The organism is Tepidicella baoligensis (assembly GCF_013432195.1).
Lineage (GTDB): Bacteria > Pseudomonadota > Gammaproteobacteria > Burkholderiales > Burkholderiaceae_C > Tepidicella > Tepidicella baoligensis.
In genome coordinates, this window is record NZ_JACCDB010000001.1 from 341,639 (window position 1) to 359,909 (window position 18,271).

The 18,271-nt window shown below is 66.2% G+C and carries 16 protein-coding genes; 6 read left to right on the forward strand and 10 right to left on the reverse strand.

Annotated features, from left to right (window positions below):
- Positions 1-55 precede the first annotated feature (55 nt).
- Positions 56-835, forward strand: a complete 780-nt coding sequence (locus HZS63_RS01575; protein ID WP_180682257.1) for a Stp1/IreP family PP2C-type Ser/Thr phosphatase — start codon at positions 56-58, stop codon at positions 833-835.
- A gap of 34 nt (positions 836-869) precedes the next feature.
- Positions 870-1,445, forward strand: coding sequence for an FHA domain-containing protein (locus HZS63_RS01580; protein ID WP_180682258.1), 576 nt, complete (start codon positions 870-872; stop codon positions 1,443-1,445).
- Here HZS63_RS01580 and pyrF read toward each other — a convergent pair.
- On the reverse strand, positions 1,405-2,280 hold the full coding sequence (pyrF, locus tag HZS63_RS01585) for an orotidine-5'-phosphate decarboxylase (protein ID WP_180682259.1): 876 nt from the start codon (positions 2,278-2,280) through the stop codon (positions 1,405-1,407). The two genes, HZS63_RS01580 and pyrF, sit on opposite strands and share 41 nt — an antisense overlap.
- A 41-nt stretch (positions 2,281-2,321) precedes the next feature.
- Between pyrF and HZS63_RS01590 the strand changes: the two genes are divergently transcribed.
- Both HZS63_RS01590 and HZS63_RS01595 read left to right on the forward strand, forming a co-directional pair.
- On the forward strand, positions 2,322-3,098 hold the full coding sequence (locus tag HZS63_RS01590; protein WP_180682260.1) for a class II glutamine amidotransferase: 777 nt from the start codon (positions 2,322-2,324) through the stop codon (positions 3,096-3,098).
- A complete protein-coding gene (locus HZS63_RS01595; RefSeq protein WP_219339044.1) occupies positions 3,095-4,465 on the forward strand; it encodes an SLC13 family permease in 1,371 nt (456 codons plus the stop codon). The genes HZS63_RS01590 and HZS63_RS01595 overlap by 4 nt, the downstream gene beginning before the upstream one ends.
- A 66-nt stretch (positions 4,466-4,531) precedes the next feature.
- Here the strand turns inward: HZS63_RS01595 and HZS63_RS01600 are convergent, their stop codons facing one another.
- From HZS63_RS01600 to gshA, 3 genes are read right to left on the reverse strand one after another with little or no spacing between them, the layout of a single operon-like run.
- On the reverse strand, positions 4,532-4,909 hold the full coding sequence (locus tag HZS63_RS01600; RefSeq protein WP_246316077.1) for a VanZ family protein: 378 nt from the start codon (positions 4,907-4,909) through the stop codon (positions 4,532-4,534).
- A gap of 2 nt (positions 4,910-4,911) precedes the next feature.
- Positions 4,912-5,874 carry a glutathione synthase gene (gene gshB / locus HZS63_RS01605; protein ID WP_180682261.1) on the reverse strand — a complete coding sequence of 321 codons (963 nt, stop codon included), beginning with the start codon at positions 5,872-5,874 and terminating at the stop codon, positions 4,912-4,914.
- Complete coding sequence (gene gshA, locus HZS63_RS01610; protein ID WP_180682262.1) at positions 5,871-7,166, reverse strand: glutamate--cysteine ligase; 1,296 nt, start codon at positions 7,164-7,166, stop codon at positions 5,871-5,873. Before gshA ends, gshB begins: the two co-directional genes overlap by 4 nt.
- Before the next feature lie 135 nt (positions 7,167-7,301).
- Between gshA and HZS63_RS01615 the strand changes: the two genes are divergently transcribed.
- A complete protein-coding gene (locus HZS63_RS01615; protein WP_180682263.1) occupies positions 7,302-8,486 on the forward strand; it encodes an MFS transporter in 1,185 nt (394 codons plus the stop codon).
- Between the two features lie 6 nt (positions 8,487-8,492).
- Here HZS63_RS01615 and HZS63_RS01620 read toward each other — a convergent pair whose 3' ends face one another.
- The 6 genes from HZS63_RS01620 to HZS63_RS01645 form a co-directional block, all read right to left on the reverse strand.
- The gene (locus HZS63_RS01620) at positions 8,493-10,610 is read right to left on the reverse strand and encodes a putative bifunctional diguanylate cyclase/phosphodiesterase (protein ID WP_180682264.1); all 2,118 of its coding nucleotides are present in this window, start codon (positions 10,608-10,610) and stop codon (positions 8,493-8,495) included.
- Positions 10,611-10,757: 147 nt separating this feature from the next.
- Entirely contained in the window at positions 10,758-12,254 is a 1,497-nt protein-coding gene (locus tag HZS63_RS01625) for a M20 family metallopeptidase (protein ID WP_180682265.1), read from the reverse strand.
- A 17-nt stretch (positions 12,255-12,271) separates the two neighbouring features.
- A complete protein-coding gene (locus tag HZS63_RS14085) occupies positions 12,272-14,182 on the reverse strand; it encodes a methyl-accepting chemotaxis protein (RefSeq protein ID WP_219339045.1) in 1,911 nt (636 codons plus the stop codon).
- Positions 14,183-14,223: 41 nt separating this feature from the next.
- Complete coding sequence (locus HZS63_RS14090; protein WP_180682267.1) at positions 14,224-15,885, reverse strand: methyl-accepting chemotaxis protein; 1,662 nt, start codon at positions 15,883-15,885, stop codon at positions 14,224-14,226.
- A 51-nt stretch (positions 15,886-15,936) separates the two neighbouring features.
- The gene (locus HZS63_RS01640; protein ID WP_180682526.1) at positions 15,937-16,452 is read right to left on the reverse strand and encodes a chemotaxis protein CheW; all 516 of its coding nucleotides are present in this window, start codon (positions 16,450-16,452) and stop codon (positions 15,937-15,939) included.
- Between the two features lie 228 nt (positions 16,453-16,680).
- Positions 16,681-17,226, reverse strand: a complete 546-nt coding sequence (locus tag HZS63_RS01645; protein ID WP_180682269.1) for an adenine phosphoribosyltransferase — start codon at positions 17,224-17,226, stop codon at positions 16,681-16,683.
- 51 nt (positions 17,227-17,277) lie between these two features.
- Here HZS63_RS01645 and HZS63_RS01650 point away from each other — a divergent pair, with 51 nt between their 5' ends.
- A complete protein-coding gene (locus HZS63_RS01650; RefSeq protein ID WP_180682270.1) occupies positions 17,278-18,270 on the forward strand; it encodes a KpsF/GutQ family sugar-phosphate isomerase in 993 nt (330 codons plus the stop codon).
- The last annotated feature ends 1 nt before the right edge of the window (position 18,271 follow it).

Consider the following 18,271-nt stretch of genomic DNA (forward strand, 5'->3'; position numbering starts at 1 on the left):
CGGTCCGAGCCTGCTCAGCCACGCTACACTGGGGCCTCACCCCACCGCTCACGCCATGAAATGTGCCTTTTTCAGCCTGACCGACACCGGCCGGGTCCGCGCCAACAACGAAGACGCCCTGGCGATCGTGCCGGAAGCAGGCCTCGTCGTCCTGGCCGATGGCATGGGCGGCTACAACGCCGGGGAAGTGGCCAGCGCCCTGGCCACCGAAACGGTGGTGGCCCGCCTAGGCACCTCCATGCCTGGGCAGCAGACCGGCCACCACCGGCTGACACAGGCGCTGACGGAGGCCATCCGCGCGGCCAACCGAGCCGTGTTCGACGCCTCGCGCAGCGAATACGACCTCCGCGGCATGGCCACCACGCTGGTCGCCGGCGTTTTTGCGGGGGCCAGACTCGTTATCGCCCACGTCGGCGACTCGCGGGTATACCGGTTCCGCCAAGGCCACCTGGCGCGCCTGACGCGCGACCACTCGCTGTTGCAGCAGCAGGTGGATGCCGGTCTGATCTCCCCGGAACTGGCCCGGCTGGCACAGCACAAGAACCTCGTCACGCGGGCCATCGGCGTCGCGGCCAGCGTGGACATCGACATGCAGGAACACGTGGTGCAGCCAGGAGACACCTACCTGTTCTGCTCCGATGGCCTCAACGACATGCTCACCGACGCCCAAATGGCCGCCATCCTGAGGCACCACCCACCGCTGGAACACGCCGCCCGGGCCCTGCTGGACAGCGCGAATGCCGCCGGCGGGCACGACAATATCTCCCTCGTCCTGGTGCATTGCGCGCCCGAATCCACGCGGCAGACCCCGGACCCGACCCTGTTGACCCATTGACCACTCGACGCGACCACCGGCCCTGGAGAACCCCATGCCGACCCTGACCATCTCCCTCGACGGGGTGGACCTCAAGAGCATCGAACTGACCCAAACCCGCACCACGCTGGGCCGCCGCCCTTACAACGACATCGTGGTGGACCACCTGGCCGTCAGTGGCGAACACGCCGTCTTCGTCCAGAAGCCGCAAGGGCTGGAGCTGATCGACCTCAACAGCACGAACGGCACCTATGTCAATGGCAAAGCCATCGTCACGGCCCTGCTCGCCCCTGGCGACCTGATCGAGATCGGCCGCTACAAGATGCGCGTGGCCCTGGAGTCTCAGCCGCCGCCGGCCCCCACAGCCCCCACGAACGCACGCATCCGGGTGCTCAACGGCCCCGCCGCTGGCAAGGAAATGCCCCTCACCAAGGCGGTGACCACACTGGGCAAGCCGGGTGTGGCGGTCGCCGCCATCAACCACCGTGCCGACGGCTACACCCTCAGCCTCCTTGACGGCCATACCCCTCCCCTGGTCAATGGGCAGCCGGTGGGCAAGGAGCCCGTGGTGCTGCACAGCAACGACGTGATCACCCTGGCGGGCACCGAGATGCAATTCCTGCTGACCTGAGCCCGGCATCCCACAGGGCGTCTCGGGTGCGCTCGGCCTCCCGGCGCGCGGCCTCGGCAAAGTCCGCGCCGGCACCCGCATACAGAATGGCCCGCGAGGAGTTGATGGCCACCAGCCCGGTGGTGCGCTCCCCTGTGCCGCGCCAGCCCGCCTTGACGGTCGCCTGCGCGTCGCCCCCCTGGGCCCCCACGCCGGGAATCAGCAAGGGAACGGCCGGCGCGATTTCCCGCACACGGGCGATTTCAGCCGGGTAAGTGGCGCCCACCACCAGCCCCACCTGCCCCCCGAGGTTCCAAGGCCCCTGCGCCAGCCGGGCGATGTGCTCGTACAGCAGGGGTTGGCCCTCGACACTGGCCAGCCGTTGGTTCTGGAAGTCGTCGCCCCCCGGGTTGCTGGTGCGGCACAGCAGGAACACCCCCTTGCCGGGGTATTGCAGATAGGGCTGCACCGAATCGAAACCCATGAAGGGCGACAGCGTCACCGCATCGGCACCATAACGCTCGAATGCCTCCTTGGCATACTGCTCGGCGGTGCTGCCAATGTCGCCGCGCTTGGCGTCCAGAATGATCGGCACCTGCGGCGCCGCCACCCGGATGTGCGCCATCAGCCGCTCCAACTGGTCTTCGGCCCGGTGTGCCGAAAAGTAAGCGATCTGCGGCTTGAAGGCGATCGCCAGATCGGCGGTGGCGTCCACGATGGCGGCACAGAATTCGTAGATCCGGTCGGGATCGTTGCGCATGTGGTGCGGGAACCGGGCCGGATCGGGGTCCAGCCCCACACACAACAGGGAGCGGTTCTGGCGCTCGGCGGCATGCAGCATGTCGATGAAGTTCATGTCCTGGATTGTAGGCAGGCCGTAGTGATACCCTATGGGCCATGTGCCAACTGCTCGGTCTCAACTGTGCCACCCCCACCGACGCCAACTTCAGTTTCACGGGCTTGCGCCGCCGTGGCGGTGGCACCGACCACCATGCGGACGGCTGGGGCATCGCTTTTTTCGAAGGCAAGGGCCTGCGGCTGTTCGTGGACCACGAAAGCGCGGCGCATTCCCCGATGGCGGACTTTTTGCGCCGCTACCCGCTCAAGAGCACCAACATCATCGCTCACGTGCGCAAAGCCACCGAAGGCGAGGTCAAGCTGGAAAACACCCATCCGTTCACGCGCGAACTGTGGGGCCGGCACTGGGTGTTCGCCCACAACGGCGACCTGAAGGCCTACCACCCCCACCTGCACAGCCATTTCCGCCCGGTGGGCAACACCGACAGCGAGCGCGCGTTTTGCTGGCTGATGCAGGAACTGGCCAAATCCCACGCGGGCCTGCCCAGCGTGCCGGAGCTGACGCTGACGCTGCAAGAGCTGGTGCCCCAGATCCGCGCTTATGGCAGCTTCAACTTCCTCCTGTCCAACGGCGAAGCCCTGTGGGCCCACTGCAGCACCCAGTTGCACTACCTGATCCGCCAGCACCCCTTCTCCCAGGCCACCCTGATGGACGAGGACTGGACCGTGAACTTCGCTGAAATCAACCAACCGGGAGACCGCGCCGCCGTGATCGTGACCACGCCCTTGACCCGCAACGAAACCTGGACCCCATTTGCCCCCGGCGAGCTCAAGGTGTTCGTGGATGGCCTACCCCTGAACCAGGAGGCACCGTGAGCACACCCTCCTCCCTCTGGCGGCTGCTCGGCTGCATGGTCTTCGCCGCCGGCGTTGCCACCTTGGCACCAGAAGATGGCTCGCTTCGCGCCGGCCTGGGCCTGTTTGCGCTGATCGGCAGCCTGTGGATGACACAGGCTTTACATCTGAGCTTCACGGCCCTGCTGGTGCCCCTGCTGGCCGTGCTGGCCGGCGTGCTGACGGTGCGCGAGGCGCTGGCCGCTTTTGCCCAACCGGTGATCTTCTTGTTCCTTGGCGGCTTTGCCCTGGCAGCGGCCCTGGCCCGACACGGGCTGGATCAGGCCCTGGCCCTGGCCATGCTGCGGCTGGCCCAGGGCCGGGCGGTGCTGGCCGTGCTGATGCTGTTCGGCCTCACGGCGCTGCTGTCGATGTGGCTGAGCAACACCGCCACGGCCGCCATGATGCTGCCGCTCGCCCTGGGCCTGCTGCCCCACCGGACACCCGACCAAGCCGAGCCCGTGGTGGACCAGCGCACCCGCGCCTTCGTCCTGCTGGGTTTGGCTTACAGCGCCAGCATCGGGGGCATGGGCACGCTGGTGGGCAGCCCGCCCAACGCGATTGCGGCGGCCCAGACGGGCATAGGCTTCGCCCAGTGGCTGACCATCGGTCTGCCCCTGGTGGCGGTGCTGCTGCCACTGATGATCGGCCTGTTGTTCCTGGGGCTGAGGCCCCAACTGCACGGCACCACCCCAAGCGGTGAACCAACTGCACCGGCCCAACCCTGGAGCTGGACCCGCGAGCGGGTGCTGACCCTGGGCATCTTCGGCCTCACCGTGGCCGGATGGGTGTTCGGCGCACCGCTGGCGCGGATGCTGGGCGTGCAAGCCGACATCGACACGCTGGTCGCCCTGGCTGCGATCGTGTCACTCGGCATCACCGGCGTGCTGCGCTGGCCTGATGTGGAACACCAGACCCAGTGGGGGGTACTGCTGCTGTTCGGCGGCGGACTCACCCTGAGCCACGTCATGTCCACCACCGGGGCCAGCGACTTCCTGGCCCAGGGCCTGGTGCAGTGGGTGGCCGGGGCACCCACGCTGCTGGTGGTGCTCGCCCTGGTCGCCTTCGTGGTGTTGTTGACCGAACTGGTGAGCAACACCGCCAGCGCGGCGCTGATCATCCCGATCGCCATGGGCATGGCCACCGCTTGGGGGCTCAGCCCCGTGACCCTGGCCGCGGCGGTGGCGCTGTCTGCCTCGTGCGCCTTCATGCTGCCGGTGGCCACGCCGCCCAATGCCATCGTCTATGGATCGGGCGGGGTCACGCAGCAGACCATGATGCGAGCCGGCATGGGCCTGAACCTGCTCGCGATTGCGGTGATCACGGTCTGGGTGGAGGTGCTCGGCTGAAAGAGGTACCGCACATGAAGGCCTACCTCGCCCTGGGGCTGGGCATCGTGGCCGGCATGCCGGTGGTCAAGCTGTTTTCGACAAGCGCCGGACATTAAGCCAGAGCAGCGCCCCTGCGGCCACACCCACAGCATCGGCCAGCAGATCCAGCCAGTCGCCATGGCGCCAGCCGGTGGCGCCCTGGGCCAGTTCGATCAGCGCGCCCAGCAACAACAGGCCCACGAGCACCCGCCGCACGCGGCGTGGGTAGGCCCACAGCCCCAGGAAGGTGAGGATGGAGAAACCGAAGGCGTGCTGCGCTTTGTCCCAGAGGTTCAGCGCCATCTCGGGCAAGTGCTGAGCGGGCAGGAGCGACAGCACGATCACGACCAGCACGCTGGCCCAGAACGCGGCCACGCGCAGCCAGCGCGGCACCCAGGCGCCCAGACCCATGACCCACACCATGGTCAAGCGCTCACCCGCAGCTCGCGCTCCAGCGCATCCACGAACAGGGCGGGCACGTCAAAGCCCGTCTGCTGCTGGATCTCCTGAAAGCAGGTGGGGCTGGTGACGTTGATCTCGGTGACCTTGTCGCCGATCACGTCCAGGCCCACCAGCAGCAGACCGCGCGCTGCCAGTGTGGGGGCGATGGCCCGGGCAATGGCCCAGTCGCTCTCGGTCAGCGGCTGGGCCACCCCTTTGCCTCCGGCGGCCAGGTTGCCGCGCACCTCCGTCCCCTGGGGAATGCGGGCCAGGCAGAATGGAGCCGCCTCCCCGCCGATGAGCAAGAGGCGCTTGTCGCCGGCCACGATCTCGGGCAGGTAGCGTTGCACCATCACGCTGGTATGGCCTCCGCGGTTCAGCATTTCCACGATCGAACCGAGGTTCATGCCATCGGGCCCGACGCGGAAGATCCCCATGCCGCCCATGCCATCGAGGGGCTTGAGGATGATGTCGCGGTGCTCGGCGTGGAACTGACGGATGGCCTCGGACGAGCGCGTGACGAGCGTGGGCGGCGCGAATGCGCCAAACTCCATCAAGGCCAGTTTTTCGGGGTGGTCGCGCAGGGCACGCGGGCGGTTGAACACGCGGGCGCCTTCGCGCTCGGCCTGCTCCAGCAGATGGGTGGCGTAGAAGTACTCGCTGTCGAACGGCGGGTCCTTGCGCATCAGCACCGCGTCGAAGTCCTTCAGCGCTTCGCGGCCCTGGTGGGTCACACGGTACCAGTCGTGCGCGTCACCGGTCAGAGCGATGTGCCGCAGCAGCGCGGTCACGGGCTCGCCGCTTTGCCACTGCAGATGCGCGGGCTCACAGGCCGCCACCGCATGACCGCGCCGCTGCAGCTCGCGCATCATCGCAAAGGTGCTGTCTTTGTAGGTCTTGAAGGTGGCCAGCGGATCGGCCACGAACAGGATGCGCCGTGTCGTCATTCGTAGTCCTCGGCGTTCGGGTCGGTGGCCTCCAGTTCGTAGCTGGCGGCCAGCATGGCGAGGCGCCCGATCACGCCATACATGTAGAAACGGTTGGGCACGCTGGCGCCCGGTTTGACGCCCGGCTGCGGCTGCTGGGCGCCTTTCTCGAACGCCAGCGGCACGAAGCTCGCCCCGGGGGCGTTGAGGTTCTCATCCACCCCCCGGTCGGCATGGACGCGGTAGAAGCCGCCCACCACATAACGGTCCATCATGTAGACCACCGGCTCGGCCACCGCGTCGTTGATGCGCTCGTAGGTCAGCACGCCCTCCTGGATGATGACGTCGGACACCTGCTGGCCGTCCTTGATGACGTTCATCTTGTTCTTGGTCTTGCGATTGAGCGCCTCCAGCTCCTTGGCGTCGCGCACGGTCATGATGCCCATGCCATAGGTGCCGTTGTCGGCCTTGACCACCACGAAGGGTTTTTCTTGAATGCCGTACTCCTTGTACTTCTTCTTGATGCGGGTGAGCAAGGCATCGACGTTGGTCTGCAAGCACTCCATGCCGGTGCCTTCGGCGAAGTTCACTTCACCGCAGTGATTGAACATGGGGTTGATGAGCCAGGGGTCCATGCCGAGCAGCTTGCCGAAGCGCTTGGCCACTTCTTCGTAGGCTTTGAAATGCTGACTCTTCTTGCGCACGTGCCAGCCGGCATGCAGCGGGGGCAGCAGGTACTGCTCGTGCAGGTCTTCCAGAATGCCGGGCACGCCCGCACTGAGGTCGTTGTTGAGCAAGATGGTGCATGGATCGAAATGCTTCAGGCCCAGGCGGCGCTTGTCGCGAATCAGCGGCTCCAGCGTCACCTGCTCACCGTTGGGCAGATCGAAGGTGGTGGGCTCCTTGATGTCGGGGTTGAGCGAACCCAGGCGCACGTTCAACCCGGCCTGGTAGAAGATCTTTTGCAATTGCGCCACGTTCATCAGGTAGAACATGTTGCGCGTGTGATTCTCGGGCACCAGCAGCAGGTTTTTGGCCTCGGGGCAGATTTTCTCGATCGCCGCCATGGCGGCCTGCACCGCCAACGGGAGCATTTCGGGCGTGAGGTTGTTCCAGCCGCCGGGGAAGAGGTTGGTGTCCACCGGCGCGAGCTTGAAGCCGGCGTTGCGGATGTCCACCGAGCTGTAGAACGGCGGTGTGTGCTCCATCCACTCCAGCCGGAACCAGCGCTCGATGACGGGCGTGGATTCGAGGATGCGCTGTTCGAGTTCGTTGATGGGGCCGGTGAGGGCCGTGACGAGATGGGGAACCATGCAGGACCCTCCGCGGGTTGGCTGTTGACAGATGATGAATTGTAGAGAGTGAGCATGAGGAGGGCATTCCCAAGGTCTCCCGGGCCGGCGCAACGGGCAGACAGACCACCCGCATTCATATATAAACACAAAGTTATGAATAAAAACCTCTGGCTGCTGGCGGGCGCACAAGGCCTGTTCCTCACCAACAATGTGGTGTTCATCGCCATCAATGGGCTGGTCGGTCTGAGCCTGGCTCCGCTCGGGTGGATGGCCACGCTGCCCGTCATGGGCTATGTGGTCGGAGGCGCCCTGTCCACCGGACTGGTGGCGCGCAGCCAGCGACGCTGGGGGCGACAGATGGCGTTCCAGCTGGGGCTGCTGGTGGCCTTCCTGTCGGCCCTGATGTGTGCGGCTGCGCTCTACGTGGGCAACTTCTGGCTGCTGGTGCTGGCCACGGTGGTGGCGGGCTACTACAGCGCCAACGGGCAGCTCTACCGCTTTGCCGCCGGCGAACTGGCGGCCGCCCCTTTCCGCGAAAAGGCCGTGTCGCTGGTGCTGGCCGGGGGGCTGATCGGCGCCATCATCGGCCCGAACCTCGCCAACCACACCCGCGACTGGCTGGGCAAACCCTTTCTGGGGGCCTACCTGGCCCTGGCGCTCGTCGCGCTGCTGTCCATGGCGGTGATGGCCGGCATTCGCTTCCCCAAGGAACCCCCCAAGAAGTCCGGGGCCACCAGGGGCAGGCCCCTGCGCGAGATCATGCGCCAGCCGGTGTTCATCGTGGCCACCCTGGGGGCGGCGCTCGGCTACGGGATCATGAACCTGCTGATGGCGGCCACCCCTTTGGCCATGCAGGTGTGCGGGATGCCCTTCTCGGACGCCGCGCTGGTGCTGGAGTGGCACGTGATCGGCATGTTCGCGCCGGGCTTTTTCACCGGCCACCTGATCAAGCGCTTCGGGGTCCTGCCGGTGATGGGTGTGGGGGTGGGCCTGAACCTCGCCTGCATCGCCATCGCCCTCTCGGGTCAGGACCTGCACCAGTTCCTGATCGCCCTGTTCCTGCTGGGGGTGGGCTGGAATTTCCTGTTCACCGGCAGCACCACGCTGGCCATGGAAGCCTATCGGCCGGATGAAAAGGACAAGGCCCAGGCGGCCATCAACTTCTTCGTCTTTGCCACCATGGCACTGACCTCCTTTGCCTCGGGAGCGCTCGTCACCACCCAGGGCTGGACGTGGCTCAACATGGGATCGCTCGCGCCGGTTGGCCTGCTCGGTTTGTCATTGCTGTGGTTGGGGGCCAAGCGCCGGGCGCAGGCACGGGAGGCGTCTGCCGGTTAGAACGGCTTAGAACGGCTGCGGCTTGCCGAAGTGGTAGCCCTGGAACAATTGGCAGCCCATGCCGCGCAGCGCTTCGAACTGCCCCACCGTCTCCACCCCTTCGGCCACCACGACCATGTCCAGACTCTCAGCCAGGTTCAGGATGGCGCGCGCAATGGCGGCGTCATTGGGATCCTCGAGTACATCACGCACGAACGATCGATCGATTTTGAGATGCGTCAACGGGAGCCGCTTCAAATACCCCAGTGAGGAATACCCGGTGCCGAAATCGTCCAGCGCGAACTGCACGCCCCTGGCGGCCAACGCCTCCATTTTGGCGATCGTGTCTTCCACATCGTGCAGCAGCAGGCTCTCCGTCAGCTCCAGTTTCAAACGGGCGGGGTCTGCGCCGGTTTGCTGCAAAACCCCCACAATCGAATCGACGAAATCGGGCTGCTTCAACTGGCGGGCACTCAGGTTGACGGACAGCTTCCAGTCCCGGCGAACGGGGTCCGCATGCCAGGCCGCCAACAGGGAGCAGGCCTGCTTCAAGACCCAGTGTCCAAGCGTCAGGATGAAACCCGATTCCTCGGCCAGCGGAATGAATTGCGCGGGCGGCACCTGGGCACGCGTCGGGTGAATCCAGCGCAGCAACGCCTCCTGCCCCTTGATGCGGCCCCGGGCGTCCACGACCGGTTGACCGTACAGCACAAACTCGCCATCGCGCAGCCCCTGGCGCATTTCGCGTTGCAACTCAGCGCGCTGGATGGCACGCTCCTGCAAGGCAGGATCGAAAAAACGCACGGCATTGCGCCCTGCGGCCTTGGATTCGTACATCGCAAGATCCGCGCGCCGCAGAATATCCTCCATGCGTTCCTCTTCCCCCGCAAACAGGGCAATCCCGATGCTGGGGGTGGCGAGCACCTCGTTGCCCTCGACGCTCAACGGCTGCTCCAGGGCGGCCCGGATCTTCTCACCAACCACTTTGGCACGCCAGGCTGCCTGCTCACGGTCCTGGGACAGTCCTTCCAGCAGGACGATGAACTCGTCACCGCCCAGCCGACCGATGTTGTCCTCCCGCCGCACGACGGCCTGCAGTCGCTGAGCGGTTTCACGCAGCACCTTGTCGCCGACTGCGTGGCCATAGGCATCGTTGATGTCTTTGAAGTTGTCCAGATCGATGAAGCACAGCGCCGCCCAAAGGCCGCTTCGGGCAGCGGCGGACTGGGCTTGCCCCACGCGATCCTGAAAGGCACGGCGGTTGAAAAGCCCCGTGAGGCTGTCATAGAAAGCCAGGCGATGCACCGCCGCCTCGGCTTCCTTGCGGGGCGTGATGTCACGACCCACACCGCGATAGCCCCGCAGCCGGCCTTGCGAATCACACATGGGGGTGCCGCTGAGCGCAAACCAGACGATGCGGCCATCAGGCAGGCGATGCTGGACTTCCCAGCGCAGAAACTGTTGGCGACGCGCCACGGCCGCCTGCAACGCAGCCCAGTCCTCCGGGCGCGGCAGGTTCAGGCTGGGCACGTCCCAGGGGCGCAAGCCCAGAAAACGCTCGGTCAAGGTGTCATCCCGCCCCATGCGTCCGTCGAACCGGGTGTAACGGCACTCGGTGTCCCATTCCCAGTACCAGTCGGCCGACAGCTCGGTCAGGCTGCGAAAGCGCTCTTCACTCTCGCGAAGCGCCGACAGCGTCTGGGCGTGTTTGGTGATGTCGGTATAGGTGCGCACCCAGCCCCCACCCGGCAGCGCCATGGTGGCTCCTTGCAAGGTCAGACCTTGGGCCGTGGTGTATGAATACACATGGGGCGTCCCCGTTTGCCGCACCCGGCGCAGGTGGTACCAGACGCGGTCCAACAGATGGGCCAGATCGCCACGCAGATCGCCCTGGGCATGCTGCCAGCGCACCACCTCATCGATGAGCGGGCGTGCCTCCAGCAACGACTCAGGCAACCCCAGCATCGCCAGGGCCGTGGCGTTGTAGCCCACCACCCGCGCTTCCGAGCCGAGCACGATGAAGGCATGCCGCAACTGATCGAGCAGCTCGGCCACCGACAAGCGACCGCTGCGCACCACCTCGTCGGCGGCCTCCAAGGCGGCCAACGAGCCCGGCAAGGTGGCAGAAAACAACAAATCGCTCATGGCTGCATGAAAAGCCCCAACCCCACAAAACTCTTGGAGCTCAATTATCGATTCTGACACAGCCTAGACCTGCATAACCCACCCAAGTCGATGGGTATTTGCTCTGCAACGGCCCAGCAGGCGTTCATCCCAGGAGGAGCCTGGCCCTCAGGGCATGCGTGCGATCACCTCGGCCACGGCCGCCGTGAGTCGTTGGGCAAACGGGACATGGAGGAACTCGTTCGGGCCGTGGGCGTTGCTCTTGGGGCCCAGCACACCGCAGACCATCATCTGCGCCCGGGGGAAGCCTTGGCTGAGCATGTTCATGAGCGGGATGGTGCCGCCCTGACCGATGAAGCCACACGGCACGCCGTAATGGGCCTGGCTGGACGCGTGCAGCGCCTCCTCGAACCAGGGCGCCATGGCTGGCGCGTTCCAGCCGGTGGCCGCGCCTTCGGGAACGAACGTGACCTTGGCCTGGTAGGGTGCGTTGTCTTCGAGCAGGGTTTTGAGCTCCTGCACCGCTTCGGCGGCGTCCACCAGCGGTGGCAGACGCAAGCTGAGCTTGAAAGCGGTGTAGGGACGCAACACATTGCCGGCGTTGGACAGCGTCGGCAGGCCTTCGGCACCCGTGACGCTGAGCGTGGGGCGCCAGGTGCGGTTGATCAACGCCTCGACAGGATCGGTGGTGGTCGGCAGAGCGAACACCGTGGAGCCCCCGCAGTCGTGGTGCGCCCAGGGAAAACGTTGATAGACCTCGTCGCCCAAAATGGCGGCGGTGGCGCGCGCCTGCTCGAGGCGCTCGGCCGGCACCTCGCAATGGAAGCGCTGCGGCAACAGGCGGCCGGTGGCGCTGTCTTCGAGCCGGTCCAGCACCTGGCGCATGATGCGAAAACTGGATGGCACCAAACCCGAGGCGTCGCCGGAGTGCACGCCTTCGGTCAGCACCTCGACCTTGAGCACGCCACTGGCCATGCCGCGCAGGCTGGTGGTCAGCCACAACTGGTCGTAGTTGCCGGCCCCGCTGTCCAGGCAGATCACCAGCCCCACATCCCCCAGACGCGGGCGCAGGGCGTCCACATAAGGCAACAGGTCGTGAGACCCACTCTCTTCACAGGTCTCGATCAGGCCCACGATGCGGGGATGAGCCACACCCTGCGCCTTCAGCGCCTGGATGGCCGCTAGGCTGGCGTAGACGGCGTAACCGTCGTCCGCACCGCCTCGTCCATAAAGCTTGCCGTCGATGAGCTTGGGGGTCCAAGGGCCCAGGCCGCTGCGCCAGCCATTGAATTCGGGCTGCTTGTCCAGATGGCCGTACATGAGCACGGTCTGGCCACTGGCTGGTGCCGGTTCGCCCTGGCGCCCTGCACTGGCCGGCACCTCGAAAAAGAGCACGGGCGTGCGTGGCTGGCCGTCGGCCGCCCGGAGCCTCAGCACCTCCAGCGTCAGCCCTTCCACCTTCTGCGCAGCCACCCAGTCGGCGGCTTGCCGAAGCACCGTCTCCAGATGACCATGCGCAGCCCAGTCCGGATCGAAAGCCGGGGACTTGGCCGGCACCTCGATGTAGCGCTGGAGCTCGGGCAGGATGCTGTCCTGCCAGCGGGCCGCAATCAGATCCTCGGCGGCTCGGGCGTCCAGCACGGTTTCAGGGAGTCGGGCGTTCATGGGGATTCCTTGGCCGATCAGAAGCTTTCCCAGTCACCGTCGGCGTTGGTGGCGGGCTTGGGCGCCGTGGCGGGAGGGCTCTTCGGCAAGGCTTTCGGAGCGGCAGCGGGGGCGGCAGTGGGCGCCGATGGAGACCTGGAAGACCCACTGGATATCGCCGCTACCTTTGCCGCGGGATGGGGTTTGGGCGGCGGCAATGCCTCGCTGGTCTTGGTGATCGGCTTGCCAGCAGCAGACTGCGCTGCCGGCTTGGCGGGCGGGCTGCGATGGGACGCATCCACCACCGCGCGGGCCGCCGCCCCGGTGCGGAACGCGGCGATCACCTGCGCCAGTCGCTCGGCCTGGTCGCGCAGGCTCTGGGCCGCCGCCGCACTTTGCTCCACCAGCGCGGCATTCTGCTGGGTCATCTGGTCCAGTTGGGCGACCGCCACGTTGACCTGGGCAATCCCGTCGCTCTGTTCGGCGGCGGCAGCGGAAATTTCGCCCACGATGTCGGTGACGCGCTGCACACTGGTTACGATTTCGCTCATGGTGGCGCCCGCGTCCTGCACCAGACGGCTGCCGTCCTGCACCCGCTGCACACTGTCGTTGATCAGGTCCTTGATTTCCTTGGCTGCCTGGGCGCTGCGCTGGGCCAGTGTGCGCACTTCGCCCGCCACCACGGCGAAGCCTCGACCCTGTTCGCCCGCCCGGGCCGCCTCCACGGCGGCGTTCAAAGCCAGAATATTGGTCTGGAAAGCAATCCCGTCGATCACGCTGATGATGTCGCTGATGCGCTGACTGCTCTGGTTGATGTCGTTCATGGTCTGCACCACCTGACCGACCACGGCCCCGCCCCGCGAGGCCACTTCGGCGGCACTCGTCGCAAGCTGGTTCGCCTGCCGGGCGGCATCGGCGCTCTGACGCACCGTGGCGGTGAGCTCCTCCATGCTGGAGGCGGTTTCCTCCAGACTGCTTGCGGACTGCTCGGTGCGGCTGCTCAGATCCTGGTTGCCCATGGCGATCTCGCTGGCGGCCTGGCCGATGCTGTCGCTGGACTCTCGAATCTGGTCAATCACCCGCAGCAAGGATGCTTGCATGGCGTTGAGGGCCTGCAAGAGCTCGCCGACCTCGTCGCGACGGTCCACGTGGATCTGGCGCGTCAGATCTCCCTCGGCGACCCGGTTGGCCACGCCCACCGCCTCCTTGAGGGGCGCCGTGATGGTGCGCGACATGGAAACCGCCACGATCACCCCCACCAGCAAGCCGATCGCCGCCAGCGCCAGCACATACCGCGTCGCGGTATCCGCCTCTGTCGCGGCGTGCTGGGCCACCACGTCGGAAAGCCGCCCTTGCAACTCGACGAACTGGCGCTGGGCTGCCATGTACGCCTCGGCCGAAGGCAACAGGCGACCTTGCAGAAAGCGCTCGGCCTCTGCGGCCGCTGCGGCGATCGCAGAGGCCGCTGCAGCGGCTGCCGCTTGCGCCGCCTCGGCATCCTCTGCCTCTGCCGCTGCGACCGGGCGTTGAGGCTGCGAGGACAACAAGGCAAAGAACTCACGCCGGGTGTTGATGTAGTCGGTGCGCAACTGGGCGATGCGTGCCAGCAAGGCACGCTCCTCCTCCGATTGCGCCTGCTCCTCCAGCGTCTTCTGCAACACGTTGATGCGTTCGGTCGTCTGGGTGATCTGCGGCGAGAAAAAACGGTCCACCGCCGGCGCGTTGCCCGACGTCGCGATCGCCATCACGCGGGCGATGTTGAGCCGGGTGCTGTCGGCCCATTCCCGGGCCACAGCGGCCCGTTGTTCCTGCTGCCGCACGTCGGTCACATCCTGCGCCAGCACCCGGAACTCGTACAGTGCGAACGCCACCAGAAGGCCCATCAATATCAGCACCGATCCGAAACCCAGACCGAGCCGCCAACCGATACGAAGATTTCCCAACCGCATTCGAGTCTCCTGTCATCGTGATCCATGCATCCGAAACGGCCTCAGCGGACACCGAGGCGCCGGTCAGGCCCTTGGTACGTCGCCCCCGTGCCATGGCCACGGGTGGCCGCAGGCATCAACGGGGGATGTCCGCCGGCACCATTCATGAGCTTGAACACCGCCACCAGCTCGGCCAGACGCTGGGCCTGATCGCGCAGGCTGTCGGCCGCCGCCGCGCTTTGCTCCACCAGCGCCGCATTCTGCTGGGTCATCTGGTCGAGCTGGGCCACGGCGCTGTTGATCTCGGCCAGCCCCTGCGACTGCTCGGCCGAGGCCGAGGTGATGTCACCGATGAAGGAAGACACTTTTTGCGCGTTGTCCACGATGTCGTGGATGGTGCGGCCAGCCTGGTGCACGATCTGGGTGCCGAGGCCCACCTTCTCGACACTGGCGCTGATCAGGCCCTTGATCTCGCGCGCGGCCTCGGCGCTGCGCTGCGCCAGGCTGCGCACCTCGCCGGCCACGACCGCAAACCCGCGGCCAGCCTCACCGGCCCGCGCGGCCTCCACGGCGGCGTTGAGGGCCAGGATGTTGGTCTGGAAAGCAATGCCGTCGATGACGCCAATGATGTCGTGGATCTTCTGGCTGCTCTGGTGGATGTCCTCCATGGTGCGGACCACCTGCCCCACCAGCTCGCCACCCTGTTGGGCCACGGTCGCATTTTCCTGGGCCATGCTGCTGGCGGACCGAGCGGCATCCGCCGACTGCTGGGCCGTGGCGGCGATCTGGTCCATGCTGGAAGCGGCCTGCTGCAGGTTGGACGCCGCCTGCTCGGTACGGGCGCTGAGATCCTGGTTGCCGGTCGCGATTTCGGTGCTGGCCATGCGAATGCTGTCGGCCGCCGCGCGCACCTCGCCCACCGTGCGGGAGAGCGACGACTGCATGTCCACCAGGCAACGCATCAGCTCGGTCAGCTCGTCAGAGCCGCGCAGATCGGGTTGCGTGGTCAGGTCGCCACGGGCGATCGACACCGCCAGCCCCTGGGCCTGCTGGAGGGGCCGGGTGATGCTGTGCATGTTCGCCAGTGTGGTCGGCACCACGATGAACGCCGCCAAACCAACGGCGACGCCAAACACGATCAGGATCAGCCTCGAGGTCTTTTGCGCCTGCTCGTAAGCCTCGCGAACCTCCTGCGCGAGCAGCCGGTCGAGCTCGGCCATGATCACATCCACCTTGTCGAAGGCCTCATGGGCGTTGCGCAGCAAGCGGTTGGCCGTGGTGGCGGAGTCGTAGGCCCCGGCTTCGAGCTGGCGCGAGACGGGCTCCAGGGCCTGGGCATAGAGGGTCAGCAGTTCGCGTACCTGCTGCACCAGTGAGCCGTCCGCGTCGGGCTGGTCGCGCAGCATTTCGTCCAAGCGGGCCTGAACGTCCTTCCAGGCACCGTCCCATCGCTCCTTGGCGGCACGCACGGCCTCGGGCCGCTCGTAGTGGATGATCATGTCGCGCTCGTAGCGCCGCAATTCGCCCAGCTTGACCTGCAACTGGCCCATGGCCACCGACTCGGTAAAGGAATGCTGCACGAAATCGTGGTTGAAGGCCTGCATGCGGTACATGCCCCACAGACCGGCGCCGCCGACCATCAGCAACAGCACGAGCACCACCGCGATGGCACCGATCATGCGCAGGCGTATGGTGAACGCCCTCATAAACGACAATAAATTCATTCCCAATCTCCCTCCAGGTCCGGCGCGCACTCAGCCAAGGCGGCGCAGTCATCAGGCCGCAGCGCTGTCGAACAGCCCCATGTCCGGGCTGGACATCAGCGCTTCGATGTCCATGAGGATCAGCATGCGCTCTCCCACGCTGGCAATGCCGGTGATGAAGGCGGTATCCACGGAGGCGCTGCTCATGTCCGGGGCGGGGCGGATGGCGTCGCGGGGCAGTTCCAGCACATCGGACACCGAATCCACCACCGCGCCGACGACCCGACCCTTGACGTTGAGGACGATCACCACGGTGAAATCGTTGTACTCGACCTTCTCGCAGCCCAGTTTGATGCGCAAATCGACCACCGGCACGATCACACCCCGCAGGTTCACCACCCCCTTGATGAACGGAGGGGCATTCGCGATGCGGGTCGGCTCCTCGAAAGAACGGATCTCCTGCACGCGCAGGATGTCGATGCCGTACTCCTCCGCCCCCAGGCGAAAGCTCAGGAACTCGGAACTGCCTTGGGCGGCGCCTGCGGCGGCGCCCGCTCCCGCCTTGGCGATTTGCGGTTGCGCGGTCATCGTCATGCGATCTCCTCGGTTGGTATGGATGAATGGGTCAAGTATCGAACAAAAACAGGCCGTCTGAAGGCAAAGTCTTGTCCAACTGGGTCCATTGTGACGTCTGATCGACCGTTTTGAATGACAAAGGCGGGTTTTCGATGAGTGATGCACCGGCTTGCAAGCCCGATCGCACAGCCGGCCTGCCGGGCTCCGCCCCCCGATTTCGAGCCGATCCGACCCATGGCCTCAATGCCCTTCGAAGCTCACCAGGGTATTGAGCGCCAGCCCCGCCGCCTGCAACCGATCCAGCCCTCCCAGCTCGGGCAAGGCCACGATGGCCGCTCCCTCGGTGACCACGGCACCCAGTTTCTCCAGCAGCTTCTTGCCCGCCATCATGGTGCCGCCGGTCGCGATCAAGTCGTCGATCAGGAGCACCCGGTCGCCTGGCTGCACGGCGTCGGTGTGCAGCTCCACGGTGGCCGAGCCATATTCGAGTTCGTAGGTTTCCTCCACCGTGGTGAACGGCAACTTGCCTTTCTTGCGGATGGGCACGAAACCCACACCCAACTCGTAGGCCAGCACCGATCCAATGATAAAGCCCCGGGCGTCCAGACCCGCCACCACGTCCGGACGCAGCGCACGCTCCATGTAGCGATGCACGAAGGCATCGATGAGCACGCGAAACACCTTGGGGTTCTGCAACAGGGGCGTGATGTCACGGAACTGCACGCCGGGCGCAGGCCAATCGGGCACCGTGCGGATGTGGGACTTGAGGTAGGCGGAAGTGTCCATGACGGGATTATGACCCCCAGCCCGCCGTGCGGGTATCGGATAATCCGTGCCATGCCTTTTCCCGCTGTCGAACCCTCCGCCCAGCGCCTGCTGGACATCGCCCGCGACACCCTGACCATCGAAGCGCAAGCGGTGCTGGCCATGGGCGAGCGCCTGGACGAGCGGTTTGCCGAAGCGGTGCGGCACATCCTCGCCTGCTCCGGGCGGGTGGTGGTGACCGGCATGGGCAAAAGCGGCCACGTGGGCCGCAAGATCGCCGCCACACTGGCCTCCACCGGCACGCCGGCCCTGTTCGTGCACCCCGCCGAGGCCAGCCACGGCGACCTCGGGATGATCACCGCCAGCGACGTGGTCCTGGCGATCAGCAACAGCGGTGAAAGCGAGGAGCTGACCGCCATCGTGCCGCTCATCAAACGCATGGGAGTGCCGCTGCTGGCCATGACCGGCCGTGCCGATTCCACGCTCGGCCGGTATGCCGACGTGGTCCTCGACACCCGGGTGGACAAAGAAGCCTGTCCGCACAACCTCGCCCCCACCGCCAGCACCACGGCGCAGATGGCCATGGGCGACGCGCTGGCCCTGGCACTGCTGGATGCCCGCGGCTTCAAGGCCGATGACTTCGCCCGCTCGCATCCGGGCGGCGCTCTGGGTCGCAAGTTGCTGACGCTCGTCAGCGACGTGATGCGCCCGGCTGAGCAGGCCCCGCGCGTCGGTCTGGATGCCAGCTTGCTCGACATGATGCGCGCCATCAGCGCCGGCGGCCTCGGAGCCACGGCCATCGTCGATTCCGAAGGCATTCCCGTCGGCATCTTCACCGACGGCGACCTGCGCCGCCTCATCGAACGCGGCACAGACCTTCGAACCGCCACCGCCGCTCAGGTCATGCACCCCAGCCCCCACACCATCCGGCCAGATGCGCTCGCTGTCGAGGCAGCCGAGCTCATGGAGACTCACCGCATCACCAGCGTGCTGGTGGTGGACGACCATGGCCGCCTGTGCGGCGCCCTCAACAGCCACGACCTGATGCGCGCCAAGGTGATCTGAC